General features: G+C 60.9%; 25 protein-coding genes and 1 tRNA gene. 14 read left to right on the top strand and 12 right to left on the bottom strand.

Annotated features, from left to right (window positions below; genetic code table 11):
* Positions 1–71 precede the first annotated feature (71 nt).
* Complete coding sequence (cmk, locus tag WDZ78_RS19085) at positions 72–752, bottom strand: (d)CMP kinase (RefSeq protein WP_003508652.1); 681 nt, start codon at positions 750–752, stop codon at positions 72–74.
* A 199-nt stretch (positions 753–951) separates the two neighbouring features.
* Here cmk and WDZ78_RS19080 point away from each other — a divergent pair, with 199 nt between their 5' ends.
* The gene (locus tag WDZ78_RS19080; RefSeq protein WP_003508651.1) at positions 952–1338 is read left to right on the top strand and encodes a TIGR02300 family protein; all 387 of its coding nucleotides are present in this window, start codon (positions 952–954) and stop codon (positions 1336–1338) included.
* Between the two features lie 152 nt (positions 1339–1490).
* A tRNA-Ala gene (locus tag WDZ78_RS19075) sits at positions 1491–1566 on the top strand.
* A 73-nt stretch (positions 1567–1639) separates the two neighbouring features.
* Here WDZ78_RS19075 and WDZ78_RS19070 read toward each other — a convergent pair.
* Together WDZ78_RS19070 and WDZ78_RS19065 are read right to left on the bottom strand one after the other, a co-directional pair.
* Positions 1640–2140, bottom strand: a complete 501-nt coding sequence (locus tag WDZ78_RS19070; RefSeq protein WP_020010000.1) for a hypothetical protein — start codon at positions 2138–2140, stop codon at positions 1640–1642.
* Positions 2141–2200: 60 nt separating this feature from the next.
* Positions 2201–2575 (bottom strand): PAS domain-containing protein, encoded by a 375-nt coding sequence (locus WDZ78_RS19065; RefSeq protein ID WP_020010001.1) that lies wholly within the window; start codon positions 2573–2575, stop codon positions 2201–2203.
* 207 nt (positions 2576–2782) lie between these two features.
* Here WDZ78_RS19065 and WDZ78_RS19060 point away from each other — a divergent pair, with 207 nt between their 5' ends.
* The 7 genes from WDZ78_RS19060 to WDZ78_RS19030 all read left to right on the top strand — a co-directional run bounded on the left by WDZ78_RS19060 (position 2783) and on the right by WDZ78_RS19030 (position 8189).
* On the top strand, positions 2783–3685 hold the full coding sequence (locus WDZ78_RS19060) for an NUDIX hydrolase (protein WP_425673901.1): 903 nt from the start codon (positions 2783–2785) through the stop codon (positions 3683–3685).
* A gap of 69 nt (positions 3686–3754) precedes the next feature.
* Entirely contained in the window at positions 3755–4726 is a 972-nt protein-coding gene (gene nadA, locus WDZ78_RS19055; RefSeq protein WP_020010003.1) for a quinolinate synthase NadA, read from the top strand.
* The gene (locus WDZ78_RS19050) at positions 4723–6294 is read left to right on the top strand and encodes an L-aspartate oxidase (protein ID WP_425673900.1); all 1572 of its coding nucleotides are present in this window, start codon (positions 4723–4725) and stop codon (positions 6292–6294) included. Before nadA ends, WDZ78_RS19050 begins: the two co-directional genes overlap by 4 nt.
* A gap of 1 nt (position 6295) precedes the next feature.
* Positions 6296–7153 (top strand): carboxylating nicotinate-nucleotide diphosphorylase, encoded by an 858-nt coding sequence (nadC, locus tag WDZ78_RS19045; RefSeq protein WP_425673899.1) that lies wholly within the window; start codon positions 6296–6298, stop codon positions 7151–7153.
* A 144-nt stretch (positions 7154–7297) separates the two neighbouring features.
* A complete protein-coding gene (locus WDZ78_RS19040) occupies positions 7298–7549 on the top strand; it encodes a GlsB/YeaQ/YmgE family stress response membrane protein (protein ID WP_003508605.1) in 252 nt (83 codons plus the stop codon).
* Between the two features lie 12 nt (positions 7550–7561).
* Positions 7562–7978, top strand: coding sequence for a DUF3597 domain-containing protein (locus tag WDZ78_RS19035; protein ID WP_425673898.1), 417 nt, complete (start codon positions 7562–7564; stop codon positions 7976–7978).
* 22 nt (positions 7979–8000) lie between these two features.
* A complete protein-coding gene (locus WDZ78_RS19030; RefSeq protein WP_020010007.1) occupies positions 8001–8189 on the top strand; it encodes a hypothetical protein in 189 nt (62 codons plus the stop codon).
* 88 nt (positions 8190–8277) lie between these two features.
* Here the strand turns inward: WDZ78_RS19030 and cydX are convergent, their stop codons facing one another.
* The 7 genes from cydX to WDZ78_RS18995 form a co-directional block, all read right to left on the bottom strand.
* Positions 8278–8400: a cytochrome bd-I oxidase subunit CydX gene (gene cydX / locus WDZ78_RS19025; protein WP_003508602.1), complete on the bottom strand. Its 123-nt coding sequence runs from the start codon at positions 8398–8400 to the stop codon at positions 8278–8280.
* 21 nt (positions 8401–8421) lie between these two features.
* Entirely contained in the window at positions 8422–9579 is a 1158-nt protein-coding gene (gene cydB / locus WDZ78_RS19020) for a cytochrome d ubiquinol oxidase subunit II (RefSeq protein ID WP_425673897.1), read from the bottom strand.
* Between the two features lie 6 nt (positions 9580–9585).
* Positions 9586–11163, bottom strand: coding sequence for a cytochrome ubiquinol oxidase subunit I (locus WDZ78_RS19015; RefSeq protein ID WP_020010009.1), 1578 nt, complete (start codon positions 11161–11163; stop codon positions 9586–9588).
* Between the two features lie 67 nt (positions 11164–11230).
* Positions 11231–12922: a thiol reductant ABC exporter subunit CydC gene (gene cydC, locus WDZ78_RS19010; protein ID WP_425673896.1), complete on the bottom strand. Its 1692-nt coding sequence runs from the start codon at positions 12920–12922 to the stop codon at positions 11231–11233.
* The gene (cydD, locus tag WDZ78_RS19005) at positions 12919–14706 is read right to left on the bottom strand and encodes a thiol reductant ABC exporter subunit CydD (protein ID WP_425673944.1); all 1788 of its coding nucleotides are present in this window, start codon (positions 14704–14706) and stop codon (positions 12919–12921) included. Before cydD ends, cydC begins: the two co-directional genes overlap by 4 nt.
* 17 nt (positions 14707–14723) lie before the next feature.
* The gene (locus WDZ78_RS19000; protein WP_020010012.1) at positions 14724–15302 is read right to left on the bottom strand and encodes a GbsR/MarR family transcriptional regulator; all 579 of its coding nucleotides are present in this window, start codon (positions 15300–15302) and stop codon (positions 14724–14726) included.
* A gap of 359 nt (positions 15303–15661) precedes the next feature.
* The gene (locus WDZ78_RS18995) at positions 15662–16693 is read right to left on the bottom strand and encodes an L-idonate 5-dehydrogenase (protein WP_425673895.1); all 1032 of its coding nucleotides are present in this window, start codon (positions 16691–16693) and stop codon (positions 15662–15664) included.
* Between the two features lie 220 nt (positions 16694–16913).
* On the opposite strand from WDZ78_RS18995, the gene WDZ78_RS18990 reads away from it, so the two are divergent.
* From WDZ78_RS18990 to WDZ78_RS18980, 3 genes are all read left to right on the top strand, one after another.
* Positions 16914–17669 carry an SDR family oxidoreductase gene (locus WDZ78_RS18990; protein ID WP_003508589.1) on the top strand — a complete coding sequence of 252 codons (756 nt, stop codon included), beginning with the start codon at positions 16914–16916 and terminating at the stop codon, positions 17667–17669.
* Between the two features lie 88 nt (positions 17670–17757).
* Positions 17758–18651 (top strand): NAD(P)-dependent oxidoreductase, encoded by an 894-nt coding sequence (locus tag WDZ78_RS18985; RefSeq protein ID WP_425673894.1) that lies wholly within the window; start codon positions 17758–17760, stop codon positions 18649–18651.
* A 150-nt stretch (positions 18652–18801) separates the two neighbouring features.
* Positions 18802–19785: an aldose 1-epimerase gene (locus WDZ78_RS18980; RefSeq protein WP_425673893.1), complete on the top strand. Its 984-nt coding sequence runs from the start codon at positions 18802–18804 to the stop codon at positions 19783–19785.
* A gap of 18 nt (positions 19786–19803) precedes the next feature.
* Here the strand turns inward: WDZ78_RS18980 and WDZ78_RS18975 are convergent, their stop codons facing one another.
* Positions 19804–20265 carry an Lrp/AsnC family transcriptional regulator gene (locus WDZ78_RS18975; RefSeq protein WP_425673892.1) on the bottom strand — a complete coding sequence of 154 codons (462 nt, stop codon included), beginning with the start codon at positions 20263–20265 and terminating at the stop codon, positions 19804–19806.
* Between the two features lie 167 nt (positions 20266–20432).
* Between WDZ78_RS18975 and WDZ78_RS18970 the strand changes: the two genes are divergently transcribed.
* The gene (locus tag WDZ78_RS18970) at positions 20433–21146 is read left to right on the top strand and encodes an aspartate/glutamate racemase family protein (RefSeq protein ID WP_425673891.1); all 714 of its coding nucleotides are present in this window, start codon (positions 20433–20435) and stop codon (positions 21144–21146) included.
* A complete protein-coding gene (locus WDZ78_RS18965; RefSeq protein ID WP_425673890.1) occupies positions 21147–21917 on the top strand; it encodes a class II glutamine amidotransferase in 771 nt (256 codons plus the stop codon).
* Positions 21918–22040: 123 nt separating this feature from the next.
* Here WDZ78_RS18965 and WDZ78_RS18960 read toward each other — a convergent pair whose 3' ends face one another.
* Positions 22041–22373, bottom strand: coding sequence for a hypothetical protein (locus tag WDZ78_RS18960; RefSeq protein ID WP_425673889.1), 333 nt, complete (start codon positions 22371–22373; stop codon positions 22041–22043).
* Between the last annotated feature and the right edge of the window lies 1 nt (position 22374).

Here is a 22374-nt window from a genome sequence, read left to right as displayed (position 1 = left end):
CCGCCTTTTCAAAAGGCTTTCCGGCGCAAGGACATGACTTCGGGCAATTCCGGACTAAACGCGGACCGAATTCAAGCGGTTCCGCGAGAAACCTGTTTCTCCAGGGCGGCGTCGATGATCGTCCGCGCGGCCTGAAACGCCGCCTCTATACTCATTTCCGACGTATCTAGCAAGTGCGCGTCTTCAGCCGGCTTCAACGGGCTGTCGGCGCGGCCCATGTCGCGCTCATCGCGTTTTTTCACCTCGGTGAAGATGGCATCATAATCGCCGCTGCCGCCATTGGCCAGAATCTCGTCGTAACGGCGTCGCGCCCGCACGTCGGCAGAGGCCGTGACGTAAAGCTTCACCGGCGCCTGCGGGCACACCACGGTTCCGATGTCGCGTCCGTCAAGCACCGTGCCCGGCTCCTTCAAGGCAAAACGCTGCTGCGCCTTGACGAGCGCGCGCCTCACCGGCGTCATCACCGCTATTTTAGACGCCGCCTCACCGATATCGTGCCGGGAAAGAACCGCGCGATCGAGCCCCGCAAGATCGACCTCCAGCGCCATCTTCTCGGCCACGGCCTCGTCATCGAGCGGCAGGCCGGCATCCAGAAGCGCCTTGGCGGTCGCCCGGTAGGTCAACCCGGTATCGAGATGGTGGAAACCATAGGTCTCGGCGATCCTGCGTGATAGGGTTCCTTTGCCCGCCGCGGCCGGCCCGTCTATGGCGATCGTGAAGGTCATGAAGCTTTCCGCCTGTGCATCCGTCATTGATATAATAAAGTGTGTCATGCCTCCCTATTTATATCAGCATCCCCGCATAGGGGTTGCGCCGAGGCAGGCGGCACCCGAAGTTTGTCTTTGACACGAAAGAGCGCAACGATTAAGGGGACCGGCTATAAATTTTACCGTCTATGCCGGTTTTACGGCGTACACACCGAAACTCATCCGACAATTTGAGGCTTAGACAGTGGCAAAAGCGGAACTTGGTACCAAGCGCACAGACCCCGATACCGGCAAGAAGTTCTACGATCTGAACCGCGACCCGGTCGTTTCTCCCTACACCGGCAAGTCCTGGCCGCTGTCCTTCTTCGAGGAAAGCACCGCCCAGGCCAAGATGGAGCAGGCTGAAGAAGAGGAAGTAGCGGAAGTCGATACCGAAAACACGGAAGTCGAACTCGTCTCGCTGGAAGATGCCGATGGCGACAACAGCGGCGACGAAATCCCTGATCTCGGTGACGACGATGACGTCGAAATCGACGACGATGACGACACCTTCCTCGAAACCGACGACGAAGATGACGACGACGACATGTCCGGCATCATCGGCGTATCGGGCGACGACGAAGAAGCTTGATTTTACTCGATAATTCGGCCCGACGACAAAAAAATGACGCCGGGCCGTTTTTTATGCTTGCACTCGTCGGAAAGCCGCAGTAGTAAGCCGCCACCGAACGGAACAACAACCGCTTCGGTTCCCGGAACCGGAAGAAATGCCGGAACCCTTATGGGGCTATAGCTCAGCTGGGAGAGCGCTTGCATGGCATGCAAGAGGTCAGCGGTTCGATCCCGCTTAGCTCCACCAAATCTTCCCAGACAATAAATCCTGCTTTCGGCCAACCGGTCTTTTCCTCTTTTAAGCCGTTTGACGTCCTCACCTATTGCAGCAGCGCCCGCACATCCTGCCCGTTGATACGGCACTCCAGGGAACCCGGCCCGCTCACCTCCTCCGCCACCCGACATTCGAGATATCTGCCGCGCAGCCGGTTCTCCAGCGCCTTGAAGGCGTTGAGGCCGCAGGCGTAACGGCGGCCGTCCGGGCCGGTGCAGACGCGGTTGCGTTCGACCTCCTCCACGCCGGCGAGGCGGAATTCCTGGCCCTTGAAGGTGAAGCGGCTGCTGGAAATCACACGCAGGCGCTGGTCCGCATGCATTTTCAGCGGATAGAGATCTGGCGGCGTCGGAATGCGCTCGTAATTTTGGCTAAGGGGATCGACCCGTACCGGCGAGGTGGTCCACAGCAGTTCCGTATTGGCGGCAAGTCCTGTCGGTGCGGACGTCGCCTCGCCATTAACGAGCGAGGCGATGCGGATGCCGGCTATGCCGAGGCCTATGGCAAGGACGATCTGAAACAGCAAAATTGCGATCTGCCTGACCATGTCACCGCAACATCAAAACAATGAACGACATAAATTAGATCGGCTGTCTTTAGCCGCATATCACATCAATAAAACCTTGCACGCATTGACATCCCGCACGGTGCCCATGGCCATGATCGGAAGCTGGTCGTTATCCAGGATCACCCGTCCGGTTGTCCGCAACCAGCGAAAACCGCCGGATTTGAGCTGAATGCGATATTCCTGATCATAGAACACGCCATTTGTCAGCGAATTGTAAACCGCCTTGGCGACGCGTGCGCGCGAGCCGCTTTCGATCTGCGCAATGAAATCTTCGACCGGAATGCCGCAGGCGGCTTTTTCCGGGGAGAATTCGCGCAGGCGGGCCGCCACGGCATCGAGATAAATCAGGTTTTGCCCGATGTTCCAGGTATAATAACCCACAAGTGTCTCTTCGAGCGATATGTTCTCCAACATCGGCCTTCTACCGTCTGAAATGCTTGTGCGGGTCTGTAACACACCAGACGATAGACGGCTAACCACAAGAATTCATCCTTTTGTCTGATGAGACGCGGTTTTGTAGGCGGCGGATTATCGACAGCCCTTTTCGGCCGCCATGTTGGCGAACCAACCTTCCTGTGCCAAAGAAGGTTGATCCTAGAGCCAACGACCAGAGGAGCCGCCGTGACCATCGGGCTTGCCCATGCCGAACTCATCGCCGTCGTCACCGCCATCACCACGGATGAGCCGCGGGTCATGACCGTTCGCGAAGGCGCAGCACTTCCGTCGGGGCCGTTCGAATTCGGGCACAGAACGCTCCAGAGCGGGTTGCGGGAATGGATCCACGAACAGACCCACCACCCCGTCGGTTATCTCGAACAACTCTACACCTTCGCCGATCGCGACCGCAACAACGACATTCTAGGCGGAAGAACCATCTCCATCGGTTATCTCGGGCTGGTTCGCGAGCAGGAAGCATCAGGCGGCAAACGCGCCCTGTGGCACGGCTGGTACGAATATTTCCCATGGGAAGACCATCGCCAGGGCCGCCCTGAGGTTTTGGACACCATTATCGACAATCTGCGCGCATGGGCGGATTCCGATCCCACCTGCAAAAGCCAGCGCCATTTGCGGGCGGATTTCACCTTCGGTCTCGATGGCGGCGGCTGGAACGAGGAACTGACCCTGCAGCGTTACGAGCTGCTGTATGAAGCCGGGCTGGTCGAGGAAGCGCAGGGCGATCCGCGGGTCAATTTCGGCAGGCCCATGTTCGCCGATCACCGCCGCATTCTCGCCACCGGCATTGCGCGATTGAGGGCCAAGATCAAATACCGGCCGGTGGTTTTCGAACTGATGCCCGATGCCTTCACGCTCCTGCAGCTGCAGCGCGCCATCGAGGCGCTGGCCGGACTGACGCTGCACAAGCAGAATTTCCGCCGGCTTATCGAGCAGCAGCAGCTGGTGGAAGAAACCGGTGACATGGCGACCGAAACCGGCGGCCGCCCGGCAAAGCTTTTCCGCTTCCGCCAGACCGTTCTCGATGAGCGCGCCCTCTCGGGTACAAAACTGCCCCTCTCCCGCAATTGACATATGCTCACAACGAGAATATCTCTTTGTCCTAGATATACTCAAACAGAGTATAAATGGGAGAGTGCCGTGAACGAACAGATATCCGCCGCAAGCCTCTATGATCGCGTCGCCCGGGTGATTCCCAAGGCCGAATGGATGAGCTTTCAGGACGATGTGGATGCGATCCTCGAGTTGAAGCGCAAACGCAACGCGGTCATCCTCGCCCATAATTACCAGACACCGGAAATCTTCCATGGCGTCGCCGACATCGTCGGCGACAGCCTTGCCCTTGCCCGCAAGGCGATGGAGGTGGAGGCGGATGTGATCGTTCTCGCCGGCGTGCATTTCATGGCCGAGACGGCAAAGTTGCTCAATCCGCAAAAAACCGTGCTCATTCCGGATATGAGCGCGGGCTGCTCGCTGGCGGATTCCATCACGCCCGAGGACATCGCCCTTCTGCGCAAGGCCTATCCCGGCGTTCCGGTTGTCACCTATGTGAACACGTCCGCCGCGGTGAAGGCGGCCTCCGACATCTGCTGCACGTCAGGCAATGCCCGTCAGGTGGTGGAATCGCTCGGCGTGCCGCGCGTGCTGATGCTGCCGGATGAATATCTGGCGAAGAACGTGGCGAAGGAAACCAATGTCGAGCTGATCGCCTGGCGCGGCCATTGCGAGGTGCATGAGCTTTTCACCGCCGATGACATCAGAGAACTCAGGGAGAGCCATCCCGGCGTCACCGTGCTGGCGCATCCGGAATGTCCGCCCGATGTCGTGGAGGCCGCAGATTTTTCCGGCTCCACCGCCGTCATGTCTGACTATGTCGGGCGCGAGCGCCCCGCCCGCGTGGTGCTTCTGACGGAATGCTCGATGAGCGACAATGTCGCCGTGCATCACCCGGATGTCGAATTCATACGTCCCTGCAATCTCTGCCCGCATATGAAGCGCATCACGCTTGGCAACATCCGCACAGCCCTTGAGGAAAACCGCCATGAAGTGACGGTCGATCCGGCCATCGCCGTCGCCGCCCGCCGCGCCGTGGAAAGGATGCTGGAAATATGAGCGAGCGCCTCTCGTCGCATGCGGGCTGGACGGTCATTGTCGGCAGCGGCATTGCCGGCCTGATGGCGGCGCTGACGCTTGCGCCGCAGCCCGTGCTGCTTATCACACGCGGCGTTCTCGGCGGCGAGACGTCCAGCGCCTGGGCGCAGGGCGGCATCGCCGCTAGCCTCGGGCCGGACGATAGCACCGCACTCCACCTTGCTGATACGCTCGCCGCCGGCGACGGCCTCTGCGACACTGAAATGGCCGCAGAGATCGTCTCCGCCGCCCCCGCCGTTATCGAGGCGCTGGAGCGGGCCGGGGTGCGCTTTGACCGTGATGCCGAGGGCAGGCTCGTCTTCGGGCTGGAGGCCGCCCACGGCAGAAGGCGCATCCTGCACGCCGAAGGCGACGGTTCGGGCGCGGCGATCGTCGGGGCTCTCGCCGCCGCCGTTCTACGCACGCCCTCTGTCACCGTTCTGGAAGGCACGGAAGTGCGTCGCCTGCTGACGGAAGACGGCGTTATCGCTGGTCTAGCCTGCATCGGCCCCAAAGGCTGCTTCACTTTGCCGGCCACACAGGTCGTTCTCGCCACCGGCGGCCTCGGCGGGCTTTATGAGGCGACGACCAATCCATCCGGCAATTTCGGGCAGGGCATCATGCTCGCCGCCCGCGCCGGCGCCACCCTCTCCGACATGGAATTCGTCCAGTTTCACCCAACGGCGCTTTCCTCGCCCCGGCGGCCGCTGGCGCTGGTGAGCGAGGCGGTGCGGGGCGAAGGCGCGCTTCTTCTTAATGAAAACGGCGAACGTTTCATGGCTGATGTTCCGGGTGCGGAACTCGCCTCGCGCGATATTGTCGCCCGCGCCATCGACCGCGAAATGCTGCGCGGCGGCAGGGTCTTTCTCGATGCCCGTAAGGCGCTGGGCTCGGGCTTTTCCACCCGTTTCCCGTCGATCGACCTGCTCTGCCGCGAGGCAGGGATAGACCCCGCCCGCGAACTCGTGCCGGTCCGCCCGGCGGTGCATTACCATATGGGCGGCGTCGCCACCGATGGCAGAGGCCGAAGCTCGTTGCCGGGCCTTTGGGTTGCCGGCGAAACCGCCTGCACGGGGCTGCATGGCGCGAACCGGCTTGCCAGCAATTCCCTGCTGGAAGCGGCCGCCATGGGCATGCGCGCAGCGGAAGACATCGCCGGCAGGCGCACTTATGCTGGAAAACAGCCAGCTGATATCGCAACTTTCCCCACACCTGACTTCCCGGCAGTCGATCTCTCTCCCGTCCGGCCCATCGTTTCCCGCCATCTCGGCATCGTAAGACATGCGGAAGGATTGGCCGGTGCGATCCGTGACCTCCTGCCATTGGCGGAGCGGAACGGCGCGGCATCCGATCCCGCCCTTGTTGCCCTTGCCATCGCCGTCTTCGCGGCGCTGCGCACGGAATCGCGCGGTGCGCATTTCCGCGACGATTTTCCTGAAAAGGGCGCCGCGGCGACAAGGCGCAGGCTGAGCCTCAGCGACATCCTCGCCATCGCCCACGAATTTTCCTCTTCCAGCCATTCTTCGACCAGCCTTGCGCGGAGCGCCTGACATGACCCTTTCCCCCCTGCCACGCCTCATCATCGAACCGCTCGTGCGCAACGCCCTTCTGGAAGACCTCGGGCTGGCGGGCGATATCACTTCCGCCGCTGTCATTCCCGCCGATCATCGCTCGGTCGTCGTCATGGCCGCACGCGAGGCGGGCGTCATCGCCGGTCTCGATGCGGCGGAACTTGCTTTCCAGCTGGTAGACCCGGCCATCGTAATGAAACGGCATGTGCAGGATGGGACAACCGTAGCACCCGGCGATATCATTGCAACGATCGAAGGCCCCTCGCGCGGCCTTCTGACGGCGGAACGCACAGCGCTGAATTTCCTTGGCCACCTGTCGGGCATAGCCTCCGTCACCGCAAAAATCGTTGCCGCCATTGCCGGCAGCAAAGCCTCGGTCGCCTGCACCCGCAAGACCACGCCGGGGCTGAGAGCACTGGAAAAATATGCCGTGCGCGCCGGCGGCGGCATGAACCACCGTTTTGCGCTTTATGATGCCGTTCTCATCAAGGACAACCACATCGCCGTGGCCGGCGGCCCGCGCGAGGCCATCCGCCGCGCCCGGCAGGGCGTGGGGCATCTCGTCAAGATCGAGGTGGAAGTCGATACGCTTGCGCAGCTGCGTGACGTCATGGACGAGGGCGTCGATGCGGTTCTCCTCGACAATATGACAGCCGAACAGCTGCGCGAGGCGGTGGGGATCGTCGCCGGTCGCGCCATGACCGAAGCGTCCGGCCGCATCAACCCGCAAACGGCCGCGGCCATCGCCGCAACCGGCATCGACCTCATTTCCGTCGGCTGGCTGACCCATAGCGCACCGGTTCTCGATATCGGGCTGGATTTTGAGAGCCAGGGTTGAGTTTGCGATAGCGTGCACGCTGCACGGAACAAAAGTTCCGCGCCATCGTTAGTATCCCGCCTGTGGTCAATTCAAGGCGGGGGGACGTGCGCAAAAAATGCGGGTACAGTGCCTTCTGACCTCTTTAGAAAGGAAAGGCCTGTTATGGAAGACGCACAAGTTGGCTGGATTGCAGCAATCATCATCGGCGGCGTAGCCGGATGGCTCGCGGAACAGTTCATGAAAAGCAATATGGGTGTTTTCATGAACATTATTCTCGGCATTATCGGCGCCATCGTCGCCAATTTCCTTCTGGGGCTCGTGGGCATTTCGCTCGGAGGCTGGATTGGTTATCTCATCGCCGGTTTCATCGGCGCCTGCATTCTCATCGCCATCGGGCGGGCGTTTCGCCGATAAGGGGAGGACACCATGAGCTTTTTCGACAAGATCAAGAACGCGATTTTCGGCAAGGCTGAGGCAGCACCTCAGACTTCCGCTCCGGCCGGAACACCGTCGACCACAGCAAGCCCGACCGCAGCAAGCCCGGCCGCGCCCGCTCCGACAACGGCGGCTCCGGCACCTGCCGGCAATGTCGACGTCGCTTCGATTCTGGATGCGGCTGTCAAGAAGAACGGCCAGAAGCTCGACTGGAAACACTCCATCGTCGATCTTCTCAAGGCCCTCGACCTCGACAGCAGCCTGACGGCCAGAAAGGAACTGGCCGGTGAGCTCGGCTATACCGGCGACACCTCGGATTCGGCAACGATGAACATCTGGCTGCACAAGGCCGTCATCAAGAAACTGTCCGAAAACGGCGGCAAGGTTCCAGCCGACCTTCTGGATTGAACCGATAAACGGGAGAGCCGCGATGGACGACTATTCCAGCCTTCGAGAGCAGATCGGCCAGGACCTCGACACCCTGCACAGGACCGAGAATCCGAAGTCGATCTTCGAGATCGCCGACGACTATCTTCTGGGAAATCCAAATCTCAACAGAGCCATCGTCGAAGACATCATCAAGGAAGAAGCGGACAAGCGCGGCATCGCCATCCACTGAAGCCGCGCCTTGCAGGCACGGCTGTTGTAGCAAAAGGGGCGGCATCCGGTCTGGATGCCGCCCCTTTTATGCCGCGTACCTCAAAGCTTTATTTATCCAGCTTCGCTTCGGCCTTTTTCGCGTTTTCTTCCATCAGTTCATACCACATGGCGTTCATGACGGCGAAGATGGCGGCGAGAGGCAGGCCGAGCAGCCAGGCGAAATACCACATGTTCGATCTCCTTTTTGAATATCAGTAGGCGTGACCGCTGTCGTCGCGGATCGCCTTTTCGTCCACCTTGCCCCACAGCACGCGATAGACCCATGACGTATAGGCGACGATGATCGGGATGAAGATGAGGGCGACGACCAGCATGATGAACAGCGTCATATGGCTGGACGATGCATCCCATACCGTCAGGCTCGATTTCGGATCGACCGAAGACGGCAGGATGAAGGGAAACATCGTCAGCCCGACCGTTGAGATGATGCCGAAAATGGCGAGCGAGCTGGAAAGCAGCGCCAGCACCTCCTTGCGAGCCCTGAGCAAGATGAGGGCCACGAGCGGGAAGACGAGACCGAGCGCCGGCGCCAGCATCATCCAGGGATGCGCCGCATAGTTGGCAAACCAGACACCGCCCGCAACCTCGACTGTCTTCGACAGCGGATTGGACGGACCGTCGGTCACGATCTCCGACGTGAAGCGATATCCATCGATACCGAGCCATAGAAAGACACCGCCAAGCGCAAACAGAACTGACGTTGCAAGGGACGCGATGCTGCCGAAGCCGCGGGCGCGGGCCGCCACCGGACCATCCGTCTTCAACACCAGCCATGCCGCACCATGCATGACGAGCATGGCGACGGATACGAGCCCGCAGAGGATGGCGTAGGGGTTCAGAAGCTCGAACAGCGTCGTGCCGTCATAGAAAATTCTGAGGTCGTCATTGAGGTGGAAGGGAACGCCCTGCAGCACGTTGCCGATCGCCACGCCGAAAATCAGCGCGGGAACGAAGCCGCCGATAAAAAGCGCCCAGTCCCAGCCGGTGCGCCAGGCGGTGCTTTCACGCTTGGAACGATATTTGAAACCGACAGGGCGCAGGATCAGCGCAAACAGGGTGGCGAACATCGCCAGATAAAAACCTGAAAACGACACCGCATAAAGCGGCGGCCAGGCGGCGAAGATCGCGCCGCCGCCAAGGATCAGCCAGACCTGATTGCCTTCCCAGACCGGGCCGATGGAATTGATGACGACACGCCGCTCGATATCCGTTTTCGCAACGAAGGGCAGCAGCGCGCCGGTGCCGAGATCGAAACCGCCGGTAACGGCAAAACCGATCAGCACCACGCCGAGCAGCAGCCACCAGATGACGCGGAGGATTTCGTAGTCGATGAGTTGGTGCAATATCATGATCGTTTACTCCGCAGCGACGAGTTTTTCGGGAACGAGCGGCGCTTCCGGCTCATCGTCCGGATCAGGCCCCTTGCGGATCGCCTTCAGCATCAGCCCCATCTCGATGATGAACAGCACCGTGTAGATGGCGATGAAGCACAGGAGCGTGATGAGGACCGTGGAGGCGCTGAGGCTGGAGACGGCGGCGGCCGTCGGCAGAACGCCCTCGATGATCCATGGCTGGCGGCCGAATTCGGCCACGACCCAGCCCATTTCCGCCGCAATCCACGGCAGAGGAATGGCGAAGACCGCCACTTTCAGCAGCAACGGATAATGATCCAGCCGGCGGCGGGCCGAAAGATAAAAGAACGTCGCCGTCAGAAGGATGAAGAACATGCCAAGGCCGACCATGATGCGGAACGCCCAGAACAGCGTTGGCACATGGGGGATGGTATCGGCAGCCGCCTTGGCGATCTGCTCTTCGCTCGCCTGACGCGGATCATCGACATATCGTTTCAGCAGCAGGGCGTAACCAAGCTCATGGCCGAGTTCCGCAAAGGTGCCGCGCACCTCTTCGGGCAGTTGCGCACCTTTTCCGGTGGCGCGTATCTGCATCAGCGCATCATAAGCCTTGATACCGTCACGGATGCGGGTCTTCGCTTGCTCCACCAGATCGTTGATGCCCGGAATTTGCGTATCGAGCGAGCGGGTGCCGATAAGACCCATCACCCACGGGATTTTCACCGCGAAATGCGTCTCGCGTGCTTCCTGATCGGGAAAACCGATGGCCGTGAAGGGCGCCGGCGCCGGCTCCGTTTCCCACATGGCCTCGATGGAGGCGAGCTTCATCTTCTGGTGTTCGGTCGAGAGATAACCGCTTTCGTCCCCCAGCACGACGACCGACAGCGCGGAGGCAAGACCGAAGGAGGCGGCAACCGTCATCGAGCGCTTGGCGAGATCGACATGACGGCCCTTCAGCACATACCAGGCCGAAACGCCGAGCACGAAGATGGAGGCCGTCACGTAACCCGCAGAAACCGTGTGAACGAACTTCGCCTGCGCCACCGGGTTGAACAGGACCTCGAAGAAGTCGGTCACTTCCATGCGCATGGTCTGGGGATTGAAGGCGGAGCCCGTGGGGTTCTGCATCCAGCCATTGGCGATCAATATCCACAGCGCCGAAAAATTCGAGCCAAGGGCCACGCACCATGTCGCGACGAGATGGCCGAGTTTGGACAGCTTGTCCCAGCCGAAAAAGAACAGCCCGACGAAGGTGGCTTCCAGGAAGAAGGCCATCATGCCTTCGATCGCCAGCGGCGCACCGAAGATATCGCCGACATAATGGCTGTAATAACTCCAGTTCATGCCGAACTGGAATTCCATGACGATGCCGGTGGAAACGCCGAGCACGAAATTGATGCCGAACAACGTGCCCCAGAATTTCGTCATCTGCCGCCAGATCGTGCGGCCGGTCATGACATAGACCGTTTCCATGATGGCGATCACCACCGACAGCCCGATCGTCAGGGGAACGAACAGAAAGTGATATAAAGCCGTCACTGCAAATTGCAGGCGCGACAGCGCCACTATGTCGAGTTCCATAGTCTTACCCACCTTTTCCGGAAGGCCGGCCTTCCATTTCAGAGACGACGCCGGCTCTCAAAAAATCTCAGTCCGGGCGCAGTGTCTTCAGCACTACGCCGTATTCCGGGGTGCCGCTTTGACATTCATCAAATTGACGCCCCTCTTTCAGCACGATGATGCGCTCGGCAAATTCCGCCTCGCGGCGATTATGGGTGATCATCACGACAGTCTTGCCCTCCGCTCTCGCAAACAGCCGGGTGAGCACGTCGCGGGCAGTCTCGCCGTCCAGTCCCTCCGTCACCTCGTCAAGAAGCCAGAGCGGCCGGTCGGCAAGCAGGAAACGGGCGAGCGCCAGCCGGCGCGACTGGCCGCCGGAAAGACCCTGCCCCGCCTCACCAAGCCTTGTCTCCAGCCCTGCGGCCAGGGATTTGACGTGTTCGGCAAGGCCTGCCGCCGTCAGCGCATCCCACAATTCATCCGCGGTTGCGGCGGGTTTCGCCAGCCGCAGATTGTCGGCAATGCTGTCGCGGAAAAGCTGGCTGCGCTGCGTCATAAGAGTGGACGGCAGGGCGCTGACCGTGCCCGCAGCCGGCTGCAATTCACCCGCCAGAAGCTGGATAAGGCTCGTCTTGCCCGCGCCGCTCGGGCCGATGATCGCAACCCTCTCCCCGGCAGCGATTGCAAGGTTGATATTCGTCAGGACAGGATTGTCGTTCCCCTCCCGCTCCAGATGCACATCTTCGAGTTTTGCCGCCATCCCGCTGACCGGCAAGACGGGACAGCGACCCTCAACCGTCGCCGAGAGGCGCGGCGCGATGCGCCGTACAGAGAACAACGTACGCCCAAGTTCCATCGCCCCACGGCGCAGCGCCGTGAAAGGCTCCAGCGCAGCAAAACAGACGAGCAGCCCCAGCGCCGCAGCCGGCGCGCTCACCGCCCCCTGTTCCGCAAGCCAGGCCATGCCGAGAAGGGCTGCGCTCAAAAGAACGGCCGCTGAAACTCCGAAGGAAAAACCGGCATTGGTCTCGATACGGTTCAGGCTATCGTCACAGGCAGAGAGGTAGTCATCCGCCCGTTTCACCGCCGCCACCTGCGCGGAAAGGCGGCCGGTGGTCAGGAGCTCCGTCTGTCCGCTCACGAGATCGGTCGTGCGGGCCCGAAGTGCTTCAAGCCCGATTGCCCGGCGGCGCGAGAATTTTTCCGCCCGCAGGGCGGCGCGCGCCGAAATTCCAAGCCCTGCCGCAATCAGGAAAGAGGCCGCCAGAATGCCGGCCATCGGATGAAGAAAAGCAAGCCCGAAGCCTGTCGCAATCGCGGCGAGGATCGCCACGGCGGCGGGAACCAGCACGCGCAGATAAAGCGAATCCAGCGCGTCTATATCCGCCGTCAGCCGGTTCAGCAGGCGGGCGGGCCTTGCCTCCAGGGATTTCGCGGCCTGCGGCGCGGCAAAACCGCGAAACAGCTTTTCCCGAAGTGCCGCAAGCACGGAAAGCGTCGCTTCATGGGTCGTCATGCGCTCGCCGTAACGGGCGGCGGTGCGCGCCAGCGCCAGAAGACGGATGGCGGCCGAAGGGGCAAAGACATCGAAAGCATAGGCCGTTGCGGGCAGAAGACCGGCAATCGCCGTTGCGGTGATGAACCAGCCGGAAACGCCGAGAAGACCGATACCCGCCAGCACCGTCGTTACCGCCAGAACCGCGCCCGCCAGCAGCATGCCGCGCCGCGCCGACCAGAACAGGGCGATAACGGGTCTCAATATCGCAAAACGCGCGATCATGGCTGCCCCCTCGAATGGATCGCCGTCATATCCACGATCCTGTCCATGCGCGCCGCAAGCACCGGATCATGGGTCGCGACGATCAAAGTCCTGCCATTTGCCAGTTGCAGCAGGTTATCCGTGACGAGAGCAGCCGTTTCCCGGTCGAGATGGGCTGTCGGCTCATCGGTCAGAACTAGCTGCGTGGCGGGGTCTGCGAAAGCACGCGCAATGGCAAGCCGCACCGCCTCCCCACCCGAAACGCCATATCCGCCATCACCGATCTGCAGATGCCGGCGTGCATGCCCCAATTCATCGAGCCCTGTGCGGCGCAGCGTCTCTTCCACCATGCCGTCACTGACACCGGAACGACCGAAACGAATATTTGCCTTCAGCGAACCGGCAAAAAAGAACGGCCTCTGGCTGACCCAGCCGATCGTCCTGCGCAGCCCATCGGCCGTCGCATGATCGAGCTTTACGCCGCCGATCCTGATCGAACCCTCTCCAGCCTCGGCCAGCCCGGCAATCAAGGAGAGTACAGTGGATTTGCCACAACCGGAAGGCCCAAGAATCGCAACTCGCTCACCCTGTTGAACCGTCAGGTTGAGATTTTGGATGACCGGTGGGGTGTTCGGATAAGCAAAGGAGAGATTGTCCATCTCCACCAGGCCGGACTTCAGGGATGGAACAGACGCCACATCCGCGCCCTCGCCCGCGATGGCCGCACCGCCAGCTGTCAGTTTGCCGAGCGCTTCAAGCGCCGCTTCGCCGGCCGCGCGGTCGTGCCAGACGGCGGAGAGTTCCCGCAGCGGTTCGAAAAAGGCCGGCGCCAGAAGCAGGATGAAGAGACCTTCGGCCAGCGTCAGCTTGTGGCCCCAGGCGCCGAAATCCAGAAATCCGAGCAGATGAAAACCGATATAGACGGCGGTCATGGCAACGCCGAGCGCTGCGAAAAGCTCCAGCACCGCCGAGGAAAGAAAGGCGATCCTGAGCACCGCCATCGTCCGCTTCTTGAGGTTCTGCGCATCGACGCTCAGGCGCTCCGCCGTCAGATTGACGGCTTTAAGCGTGCGGATCGTTTCCAGCCCGCGCAGGCGATCGAGCAGGAAGGCATTCATATTGCCCGTCTCGGCAAGCTGCTTTTCACTGGCGGCCTTCGCCTGCCAGCCGATGAGCGCCATGAAAAGCGGGATGGTTGGCATGGCGAGCAGCAGCACCAGCGCCGCGATCCAGGTGAATGGCAGGATCGCCAGCACGAAAACCAGGGGAATGATGGTGGCCTTCATCCGCGCCGGCTGGAAACGGGAAAGATAGGGCACCAGCGCTTCCGCCGCCTCGGCCAAAACACCCGCCGCCTCACCCGAGGCGGTGCGTGACAGATCGAGCGGGGAAACCTTCGCCACAGCCTGCAGCGCTTCCAGCCGCCGCTGCGACAGCGCCGCACGGGCGGCACGAAACGACAGCCGCGCCGCCATCTTTTCCAGCCACGCCTTGACGAGGCCGAGGATGAGAACCGCAGCGGCGGCTGGCACGATCGCCATCATCGGCGCGCCACCGGCAATTCTTCCGACGGAAAAAGCAAGCAGACCCGCCTGCGGCAGCCACAGCAAAGCCGCCAGCACATGCAGCAGGGCAACGGATCTCCCCACCACCGGCGCGCCTGTCATTTTCGCCCGCCCGTCAAGCCTGTCGCGAGAGGTTTTGCGGTTGGCTTTGCGCCGACCCATCGCATCGCGCGAGACTGCAGCCGGCGCGGGACAGACTGCCCCCTCACCATCGGGCCCCTGGCGGATTTCCACTGACATGCTCACGGCCGATCTCCTCACCCGTCCTTCTTCGCGCCACGGGGTCTGGCAAGGGAGACGATCCTGTCCTTGGCCTCCAGGAGCTTCGTGACCTTGGAACCAAGCGCCAGAAGCGACGCCAGCCTTTCCGTCTCCAGCCGCTTCACATCGTCATACCAGCCGGTAAGCTGCTCGATCAGCGTCTTCATCTCGTCGATGCGCTTCTGCGCATGCCGCTCATCTTCGTTTTCCGGCGTCTCCATCAGAATTTCACGCAGCACGCTGAGCGTGGGATCGATCTCGCGCTTCTTGCGCTCCTCGGCAAGGGTCCGGAGAATTTGCCAGACATCATCAGGCGTCGTGAAAAAATCGCGCCGGTCGCCGGGAAAATGCTTGAGAATTGCAAGGTTCCACGCCTGCAGCTCCTTCAGGCTCATCGACACGTTGGAACGGGAAATGCCAAGCGCTTCCACAATATCGTCCGCACACAGCGGCTGCGGCGAAATATAAAGCAAAGCATAGACTTGGCCGACCGTGCGGTTGATGCCCCAGCGGCTGCCCATCTCACCGAAATGCAGCACGAAGGACTGAACGAGCGGGGAGAGATTGGTTGGCATTTCTTTGTTTCCTGAATTTTCAGTAATTTCTGAAATTTCGATAACGCAAAAAAAGACAGGCGGCAAATCACCTTTTTGACCTGCGTCAAAATGTGCAGATGAGCAGAGACGACATCGGTGAAGATGCTCGTGGGTGCGCCCCGGGGCAAAATATGCGGCAGTCGTGTTGGGGCTTTATGACAGGCTGGGCGTTTGCTCGGGTTCGTCACCCTGAGCCGGAATACGCACCCAAAGCAGCTGATGATATCGATAACATCGCTGCAGGCCGCCGCGGGCAAAAGTCCACCCATAAAAAATCGGCGGCGGAATGATCCGCCGCCGATCGAAACGTCCGCACATTCCCTGTGCGGCAAAAGCGCTTACGAAAAAGCGATCTGCACCTTCATGGCGCGGCTGCGGTCCGAGGCGAATTCGAAGGCCGAGATGGCGTCGTCGAGATCGACGGTCTGGGTGATGAACGGTTTGACGTCGATCAGGCCCTTGCGCATCAATTCCACACCGGTGGCGAATTCCTCATGGAAGCGGAAAGAGCCGCGCAGATCCAGTTCCTTGGCGGTGATCGCCATCATCGGCAGGCTCATATCGCCGCCAAGACCGAGCTGGGCGATGATGCCGCGCGGACGAAGCGCCGTAATACCACCGGCAAGCGCCACGGCGGCACCCGAGCATTCATAGAGAACATCGAAAGTTCCCTTGTTCGCGCCATAAGCGGCAAGCGCGTCGGGCTCATCCCTGCTGTTGATGACACGATCCGCACCCGCCTCACGCGCCTTGGCAAGCGTGAAATCGGAAAGATCGGTGGCGACAATCTCGGCCGCGCCGGCACGGCGGGCCGCCAGAATGGAGAGGATGCCGATCGGGCCGCACCCCGTGACAAGCACACGTTTTCCCAGCAAATCGCCGGCGCGGCGGGTAGCATGCAGCGTCACCGCCAGCGGCTCGGCCATGGCGGCCTCGCCGGCGCTCAGGCCATCGGCCGGCACGCATTGCAGGGCGTCCGCCACCAGAACCTCACGGAAAGCGCCCTGAATATGCGGAAAAGGCATCGCGCTGCCATAAAAGCGCATGTTGAGGCACTGGTTGTGCAGGCCTTCCTGGCAGAAGCGGCAGGTTCTGCACGGCCGGGACGGCGAAACGGCGACCAGACCGCCGACCTTTAGCCCTTCCACGCCCTCGCCCAGTTCTTCGATGACGGCCGAGACCTCATGGCCGAGCACCATGGGTTCACGAAGCCGCACCGCACCGAAACCTCCGTGATTGTAATAATGCAGATCGCTGCCGCAAATTCCGCCCCGGACCAGACGAAGCCGCACTTCTCCCGCTCCCGGCGCTTCCTCGGGCCGTTCCTCGATGCGTACATCCTTGGCCCCATGGGCAACAATCGCTCTCATAAATATCTCCCGTTCGACATCGCGCCTGAGCGGCGCGACAAAATAATCCGCATCCCTGTCACCGCCGCCTGCCGTGCATTTGCACGCCGTGCGGCCTCCCTGCTCGCCCGATCCGTACCGAAACCGGGCGTTTAAGCCTTGACATCCACGTCTGAAAGGGATGAATGTTATCGATAACATAAACCTGTATGAATGCAATGTCGAGAGACTGGAGGAAACAGTGGGCCTTAATTTGTTCGATCTTTCCGGCCGCCGCGCCCTGATCACGGGTTCGTCCCAGGGCATCGGCTTCGCGCTGGCGCAGGGGCTGGCGGAAGCCGGAGCGGAAGTGGTGCTGAACGGGCGCGATGAAGCGAAACTGAAAGCCGCCGCCGCCGGCATCAAGGGTGCGAAAACGCTCGCCTTCGACGCCACCGATCATGGCGCGGTGCGCGAAGCCATCGACCGTTTCGAAGCGGAGGTCGGCGCGATCGATATTCTCGTCAACAATGCCGGCATGCAGCACCGCACCCCGCTCGAGGATTTTCCGGCGGATGCCTTCGAGCGCCTGCTGCAGACCAACATCGCCTCTGTGTTCCACGCCGGACAGGCTGCGGCGCGCCATATGATCAGCCGCGGCCGCGGCAAGATCATCAACATCGCCAGCGTTCAGACCGCCCTTGCCCGCCCCGGCATCGCGCCCTACACCGCTACCAAGGGCGCCGTCGGCAACCTGACGAAAGGCATGGCGACGGACTGGGCCAAATACGGCCTGCAATGCAACGCGATTGCGCCCGGCTATTTCGACACGCCGCTCAATGCGGCTCTGGTTGCCGATCCCACCTTTTCGGCATGGCTTGAAAAGCGCACGCCAGCCGGCCGCTGGGGCAAGGTCGAAGAGCTTGTCGGCGCCTGCATCTTCCTGTCGTCCGATGCCTCGTCCTTCGTGAACGGACACATTCTCTACGTCGACGGCGGCATCACCGCTTCGCTTTAAAGACGCTAGAACCGGATGGCCGGCTGCCGCCGCCATCCGGTTTTGAACCGATGACACCACGACACTTTGGGAGGAGGCCGTGAACACCATGACCGAGAAGAACAAAGTCGCCCTGATCGGCGCTGGCGCCATGGGGGGCGCGATCGGCACACGGCTCATCGAGACCGGCAATCAGCTGACGGTTTTCGATCTGGATGTGGAAAAGGTGGCGGCGCTGACGAGCCTCGGCGCGCAGAGCGCGGGCACGGCGGCGGAAGCGGCTTCGGTTTCCGATGTGGTGATCCTCAGCCTCAATTCTCCGAAAATCGTTCGTATTGCCGTCTTTGGCAAGAATGGCGTCGCGGCGGGGGCGAAGCCCGGCACGCTGATCATCGACATGTCCTCCATCGATCCGGAAGCGACCAAGGAACTGGCGGCAGATGCCGCGGAAAAAGGCCTGCGCTGGGTGGACAGCCCGCTTTCGGGCGGTGCGCCGAAGGCGCTCATCGGGCAATTGACACTGATGGCCGGCGGTAGCGAAAAGGATGCCGCCGATGCACATCGCGTGCTGCGCCATGTGGCCAGCAATTTTACCCACATGGGGCCCTGCGGCGCAGGGCAGACGACGAAACTCATCAACCAGGTTCTGTGCGGGCTGAATTTCCTTGCGGTGGCGGAAGCAACACAGCTGGCGCTGGATGCCGGCGTCGATGCCGCCAAGATCCCGCAAGCGCTGAAAGGCGGCCGCGCCGATAGCGCCATCCTGCAGGAATATATGCCGCGTTACGTGGCGAAGGATTATCGTCGCACCGGCCGCATCGACAATATGGTGAAAGACCTCAACGGCGCGCAGGATCTCGCCCGGCGCACCAACACAGCCATGCCGCTGACGGCGGTTTGCGCCGAAGTGCACCGTATGCTGACAGCGGCCGGGCTGGGTGGAGAGGATCAGGCAGCGTTGATGGAGTTTTTCAGCGGCGCGAAACGCACCTTTCCGGACTGAGTTGCCCGACGGGCATGGAATGGCAGGAGCCTGTTGATACGGCCCCCACGGGCCATTGCGAAATTGTCCTTCAGCGAAGATGATCGGGCGAATCGGCACGGCTGTTGCCCCGATCATCGCAGACGCATGCATACAAAGGACAATTTCCCGATGACTACCCCCACAACAGGCACGGGGATTGCCGGTCTGACCGTTTCCGGAAACGGTTTCATTGCCGAAATCGCTTATGAGGGTGCGACGCTTCTGAGCTGGCGGCCGATCTCTGCCGATGGCGGAGAAGGCGAAGATCTTGTCGACGGATATTCGACGCCTGCCGAACTGCAATCGCAAAACGGCGTGAGAAACGGCATTCTCGCGCCCTTCACCAATCGCATCCCGGATGGCCAATTCAGTTTTGGCGGGCAGGCGCACCGCATTGAACCGGTGCTTGCCCATGAAACGCTCGTCTTCCACGGATTTGCCAGAGCCCTGCCCTTCGCCCTCGCGCAATCTTTTGAGGAAAACGGCGCTCACATCCTCGTTCTGCGCACTGAAATATCGCCTGCGGATTTCAAGGGTTATCCCTACCGTCTCGCCATCGAGGTGGAATATCGCTTCGCCGGCCATGAGGTCACCATCGACATACGCGGCGTCAATCTCGACGACCGGCCCCTGCCTTTCGCCGCCGGCTGGCATCCCTATTTCCGCCTGCCCGGCACCACGTCTATCGATGACCTTCTTCTCACGCTGCCCTCACGAACGACGATTGAAACAGACGAAGATCTGATCCCCCTTCGGGACGCACAGGGCGGAATTGTGAAACGGGACGACACCCGCTTTCTTTACGCGCCGCTGTCCGGCCATGTACTCGATGTCTGCTTCACCGATCTCATCGCATCCGAAAACGGGCTTTACGAGACGAGGCTGGAAAACCGGCACGACGGTTCGAGCCTGACGGTATGGCAGGAGCGTGGACACATGCATGTCTTCACCGGCGATACGCTCGCCCGCGACAGGCGGCGCTCCATCGCGCTTGAACCCGTGGAAACACCAACCAACGCCTTCAACCACCGGGAACTTGCGGATGCGACTACCCTGCAACCCGGCGAGACGCGAAGCTTCCGCTTTGGCGTCCGTTTCAAGGCGGCGCGCTGATCAAGTCTCGATGAGCCCTCAGATATGCGTCGTCGGCAGCGAAGACGACAGCTTAACCGTCTCCATGGAGATATAGGCGGACATGTCGTAAAGCTGCACGCGGCGCAGGATCTGTTTGTAGACCGTGTCGTAATATTCGACATTCGGCAGCACGAGTTTCAGAATATAGTCGAAATTGCCCGTCAGCCGGTGAACCTCGACGATTTCAGGTATGGTGCTGACGGCGGCATGGAACTTGTCCAGCCAGTCCTCCGCATGCAGGCCCGTTCTCACCAGCAGAAAAACCGTGGTCGGCAGGTTGATCTTCCGCCGGTCGAGCAGCGCCATCGTGCCCGTCACGTAACCTTCCGTTCGCAGCCGTGTGATGCGGCGCGAACAGGCCGATAGCGACAGGGAAACCGCCTCTGCGATATCCGCGAATGGGGTTTCGGCATTCTCCTGGAGAATCGCAAGGATTCGGCGGTCACGGTCGTCAATCATCCACCAAGAATGCACCGGTTAACGCAATGGCGCAAGAAATTTGCACTATCTCTCCATAGGGCGCGTCAGATTTGCGCTCTTGCCGCGCAAACCTCCAAAAAACGCATGCCGTTTTCGTTGCAGCGATGGCATTCTTATGTTCAATCAAACTTGATAAGGGAACTCTTATGAAACGGATCGGCCTGATCGGCGGCATGAGCTGGGAATCTACCGCAACCTATTACCGCATGATCAATGAGGCCGTGCGCGACAGCCGCGGCGGCCTGGTCTCGGCCGATATCGTCATGCATTCGCTTGATTTTTCCGAAGTGGTCGCCCTTCAGAAAGCCGATCGCTGGGATGAGGCAGGCGCCCTTCTGGGTGCTGCCGGTGCGCGCCTTGCCAATGCGGGCGCCGATTGCGTGCTGATCTGCACCAACACCATGCATCTTGTCGCTGACACCGTCGCGAAAATGTCCGGCGTGGCGCTGATCGACATCATCGATGAAACCGCAGCGGCCCTGAAGGCGGATGGACGCCACAAGCCGCTTCTGCTCGCCACCCGTTACACGATGGAACATGGTTTTTACACCGAGCGCATGCGCCGCCACGGTGTCGACGTGGTCGTGCCCGATGCGGAAGACCGGGTTGCGATCCACGACATCATCTTCGGCGAACTCTGCCAGGGCGAGATCAAGTCCTGCTCGCGCGAGCGCTATCTCGCGGTCATCGAGAAGGCCCGCGCACTTGGCGTCGATTCCGTCATTCTCGGCTGCACCGAAATTTCGCTGCTGATCGATCCCGATGCCCTGCCGCTGCCGGGTTACGATTCGACCGCCATTCACGCGAAGGCCGCCGTCGGCTTCGCGCTCGGAAACAAGGCTTTCGACAGAGCCGCATGAATGTGTCGCCTCTTTGCCTATTCCGGTAAACCCGTCTGGCTCGACAGCCTGCTGATCGAGCCGGAAGCATCACTGGTCAGCCAGTCCATGGCCGCAAGGGAAGCGAAAACCGTCGTCAATGGCGATGGTTGCGGCCTTGGCTGGTATGGCGAACGCGGAACGCCCGGCGTCTTTCGTGATACCAGGCCCGCCTGGTCGGATGCCAACCTCGCGGCGCTCTGCCACCAGCTTCGCTCGGGCATGTTCATGGCCCATGTCCGCTCCGCCACGTCAGGCGAAGTATCCCGCGCCAATTGCCACCCCTTCGCCCATGGCCAATATCTCTTCATGCATAACGGCCAGATCGGTGGTTACGAGCAGATCAGGCGCGACATCGACTCCCTTATCCCCGATGATATCTATGCATCCCGACGCGGCACCGGCGACAGCGAAGCGATCTTCCTCATCGCCGCCGGCCTTGGCCTTGATGCCGATCCGGTGCGCGCCATTTCCACCGCCCTTCGTCTCTGCCAGGAAAAGATGATCGCAGCGGGCGTTTCCTCCGCCCTGCGCTTCAGCGCCGTGCTGATGGACGGGGATTGTGTGCACGCCTTCCGCTGGTCAAGCGATGACAAGCCGCCGACGCTCTACTGGCGCGGTCTGGAAGAAGGCATCGCATTGAGTTCGGAACCCTTTTCCTTCGATTGCACCCCCTGGTGCGCGGTTCCGCCGAATACCCGCGTGACGATCCGCGCCGGGGAAATGACGACAGAGCCTTTTTTCCTGCCGTAAACATCATCTTCGACGACAGTGTTGTCCGGTTTTCACACCGCCGCCACGCGAGACAAATATGGCTGTGGCGGCGACCCATTTATTTTCATTGAATTTTTGCGGCCGCGAAGGCTAGTGTGTGATTTAGAGCATCGGACCGAAACATGTGCGCGGTTTTCGGTCCGGCGCGTCAGGATAATAGAGCGAAACAGATTTCAGGACCGGTGAACCATTTAAAAGTGTTGCAGCCTCTCTCCCTTTTTTGAACGATGCCCGGCATCGCGACCACCACGCAAACCTCTTCAGGAACGGCGGATAAAGGGCCGGCAATGCCTTCGGCGATCCTTGGGACGCAGAAGAAAAAGTCTTATTTTTCATAAACCTAAGCCGTTCAACTTTCCGCAAAAAATGCTGTTGCCACACCTCTATATCGATGCATAAACTGGCATCAGCAAAGGCAACACGGATCGACCTCATC

The sequence above is a fragment of the Agrobacterium sp. M50-1 genome (genome assembly GCF_049843495.1).
Classification (GTDB): Bacteria; Pseudomonadota; Alphaproteobacteria; order Rhizobiales; family Rhizobiaceae; genus Agrobacterium; species Agrobacterium radiobacter.
This window is presented reverse-complemented; position numbering and strand designations above follow the sequence as displayed.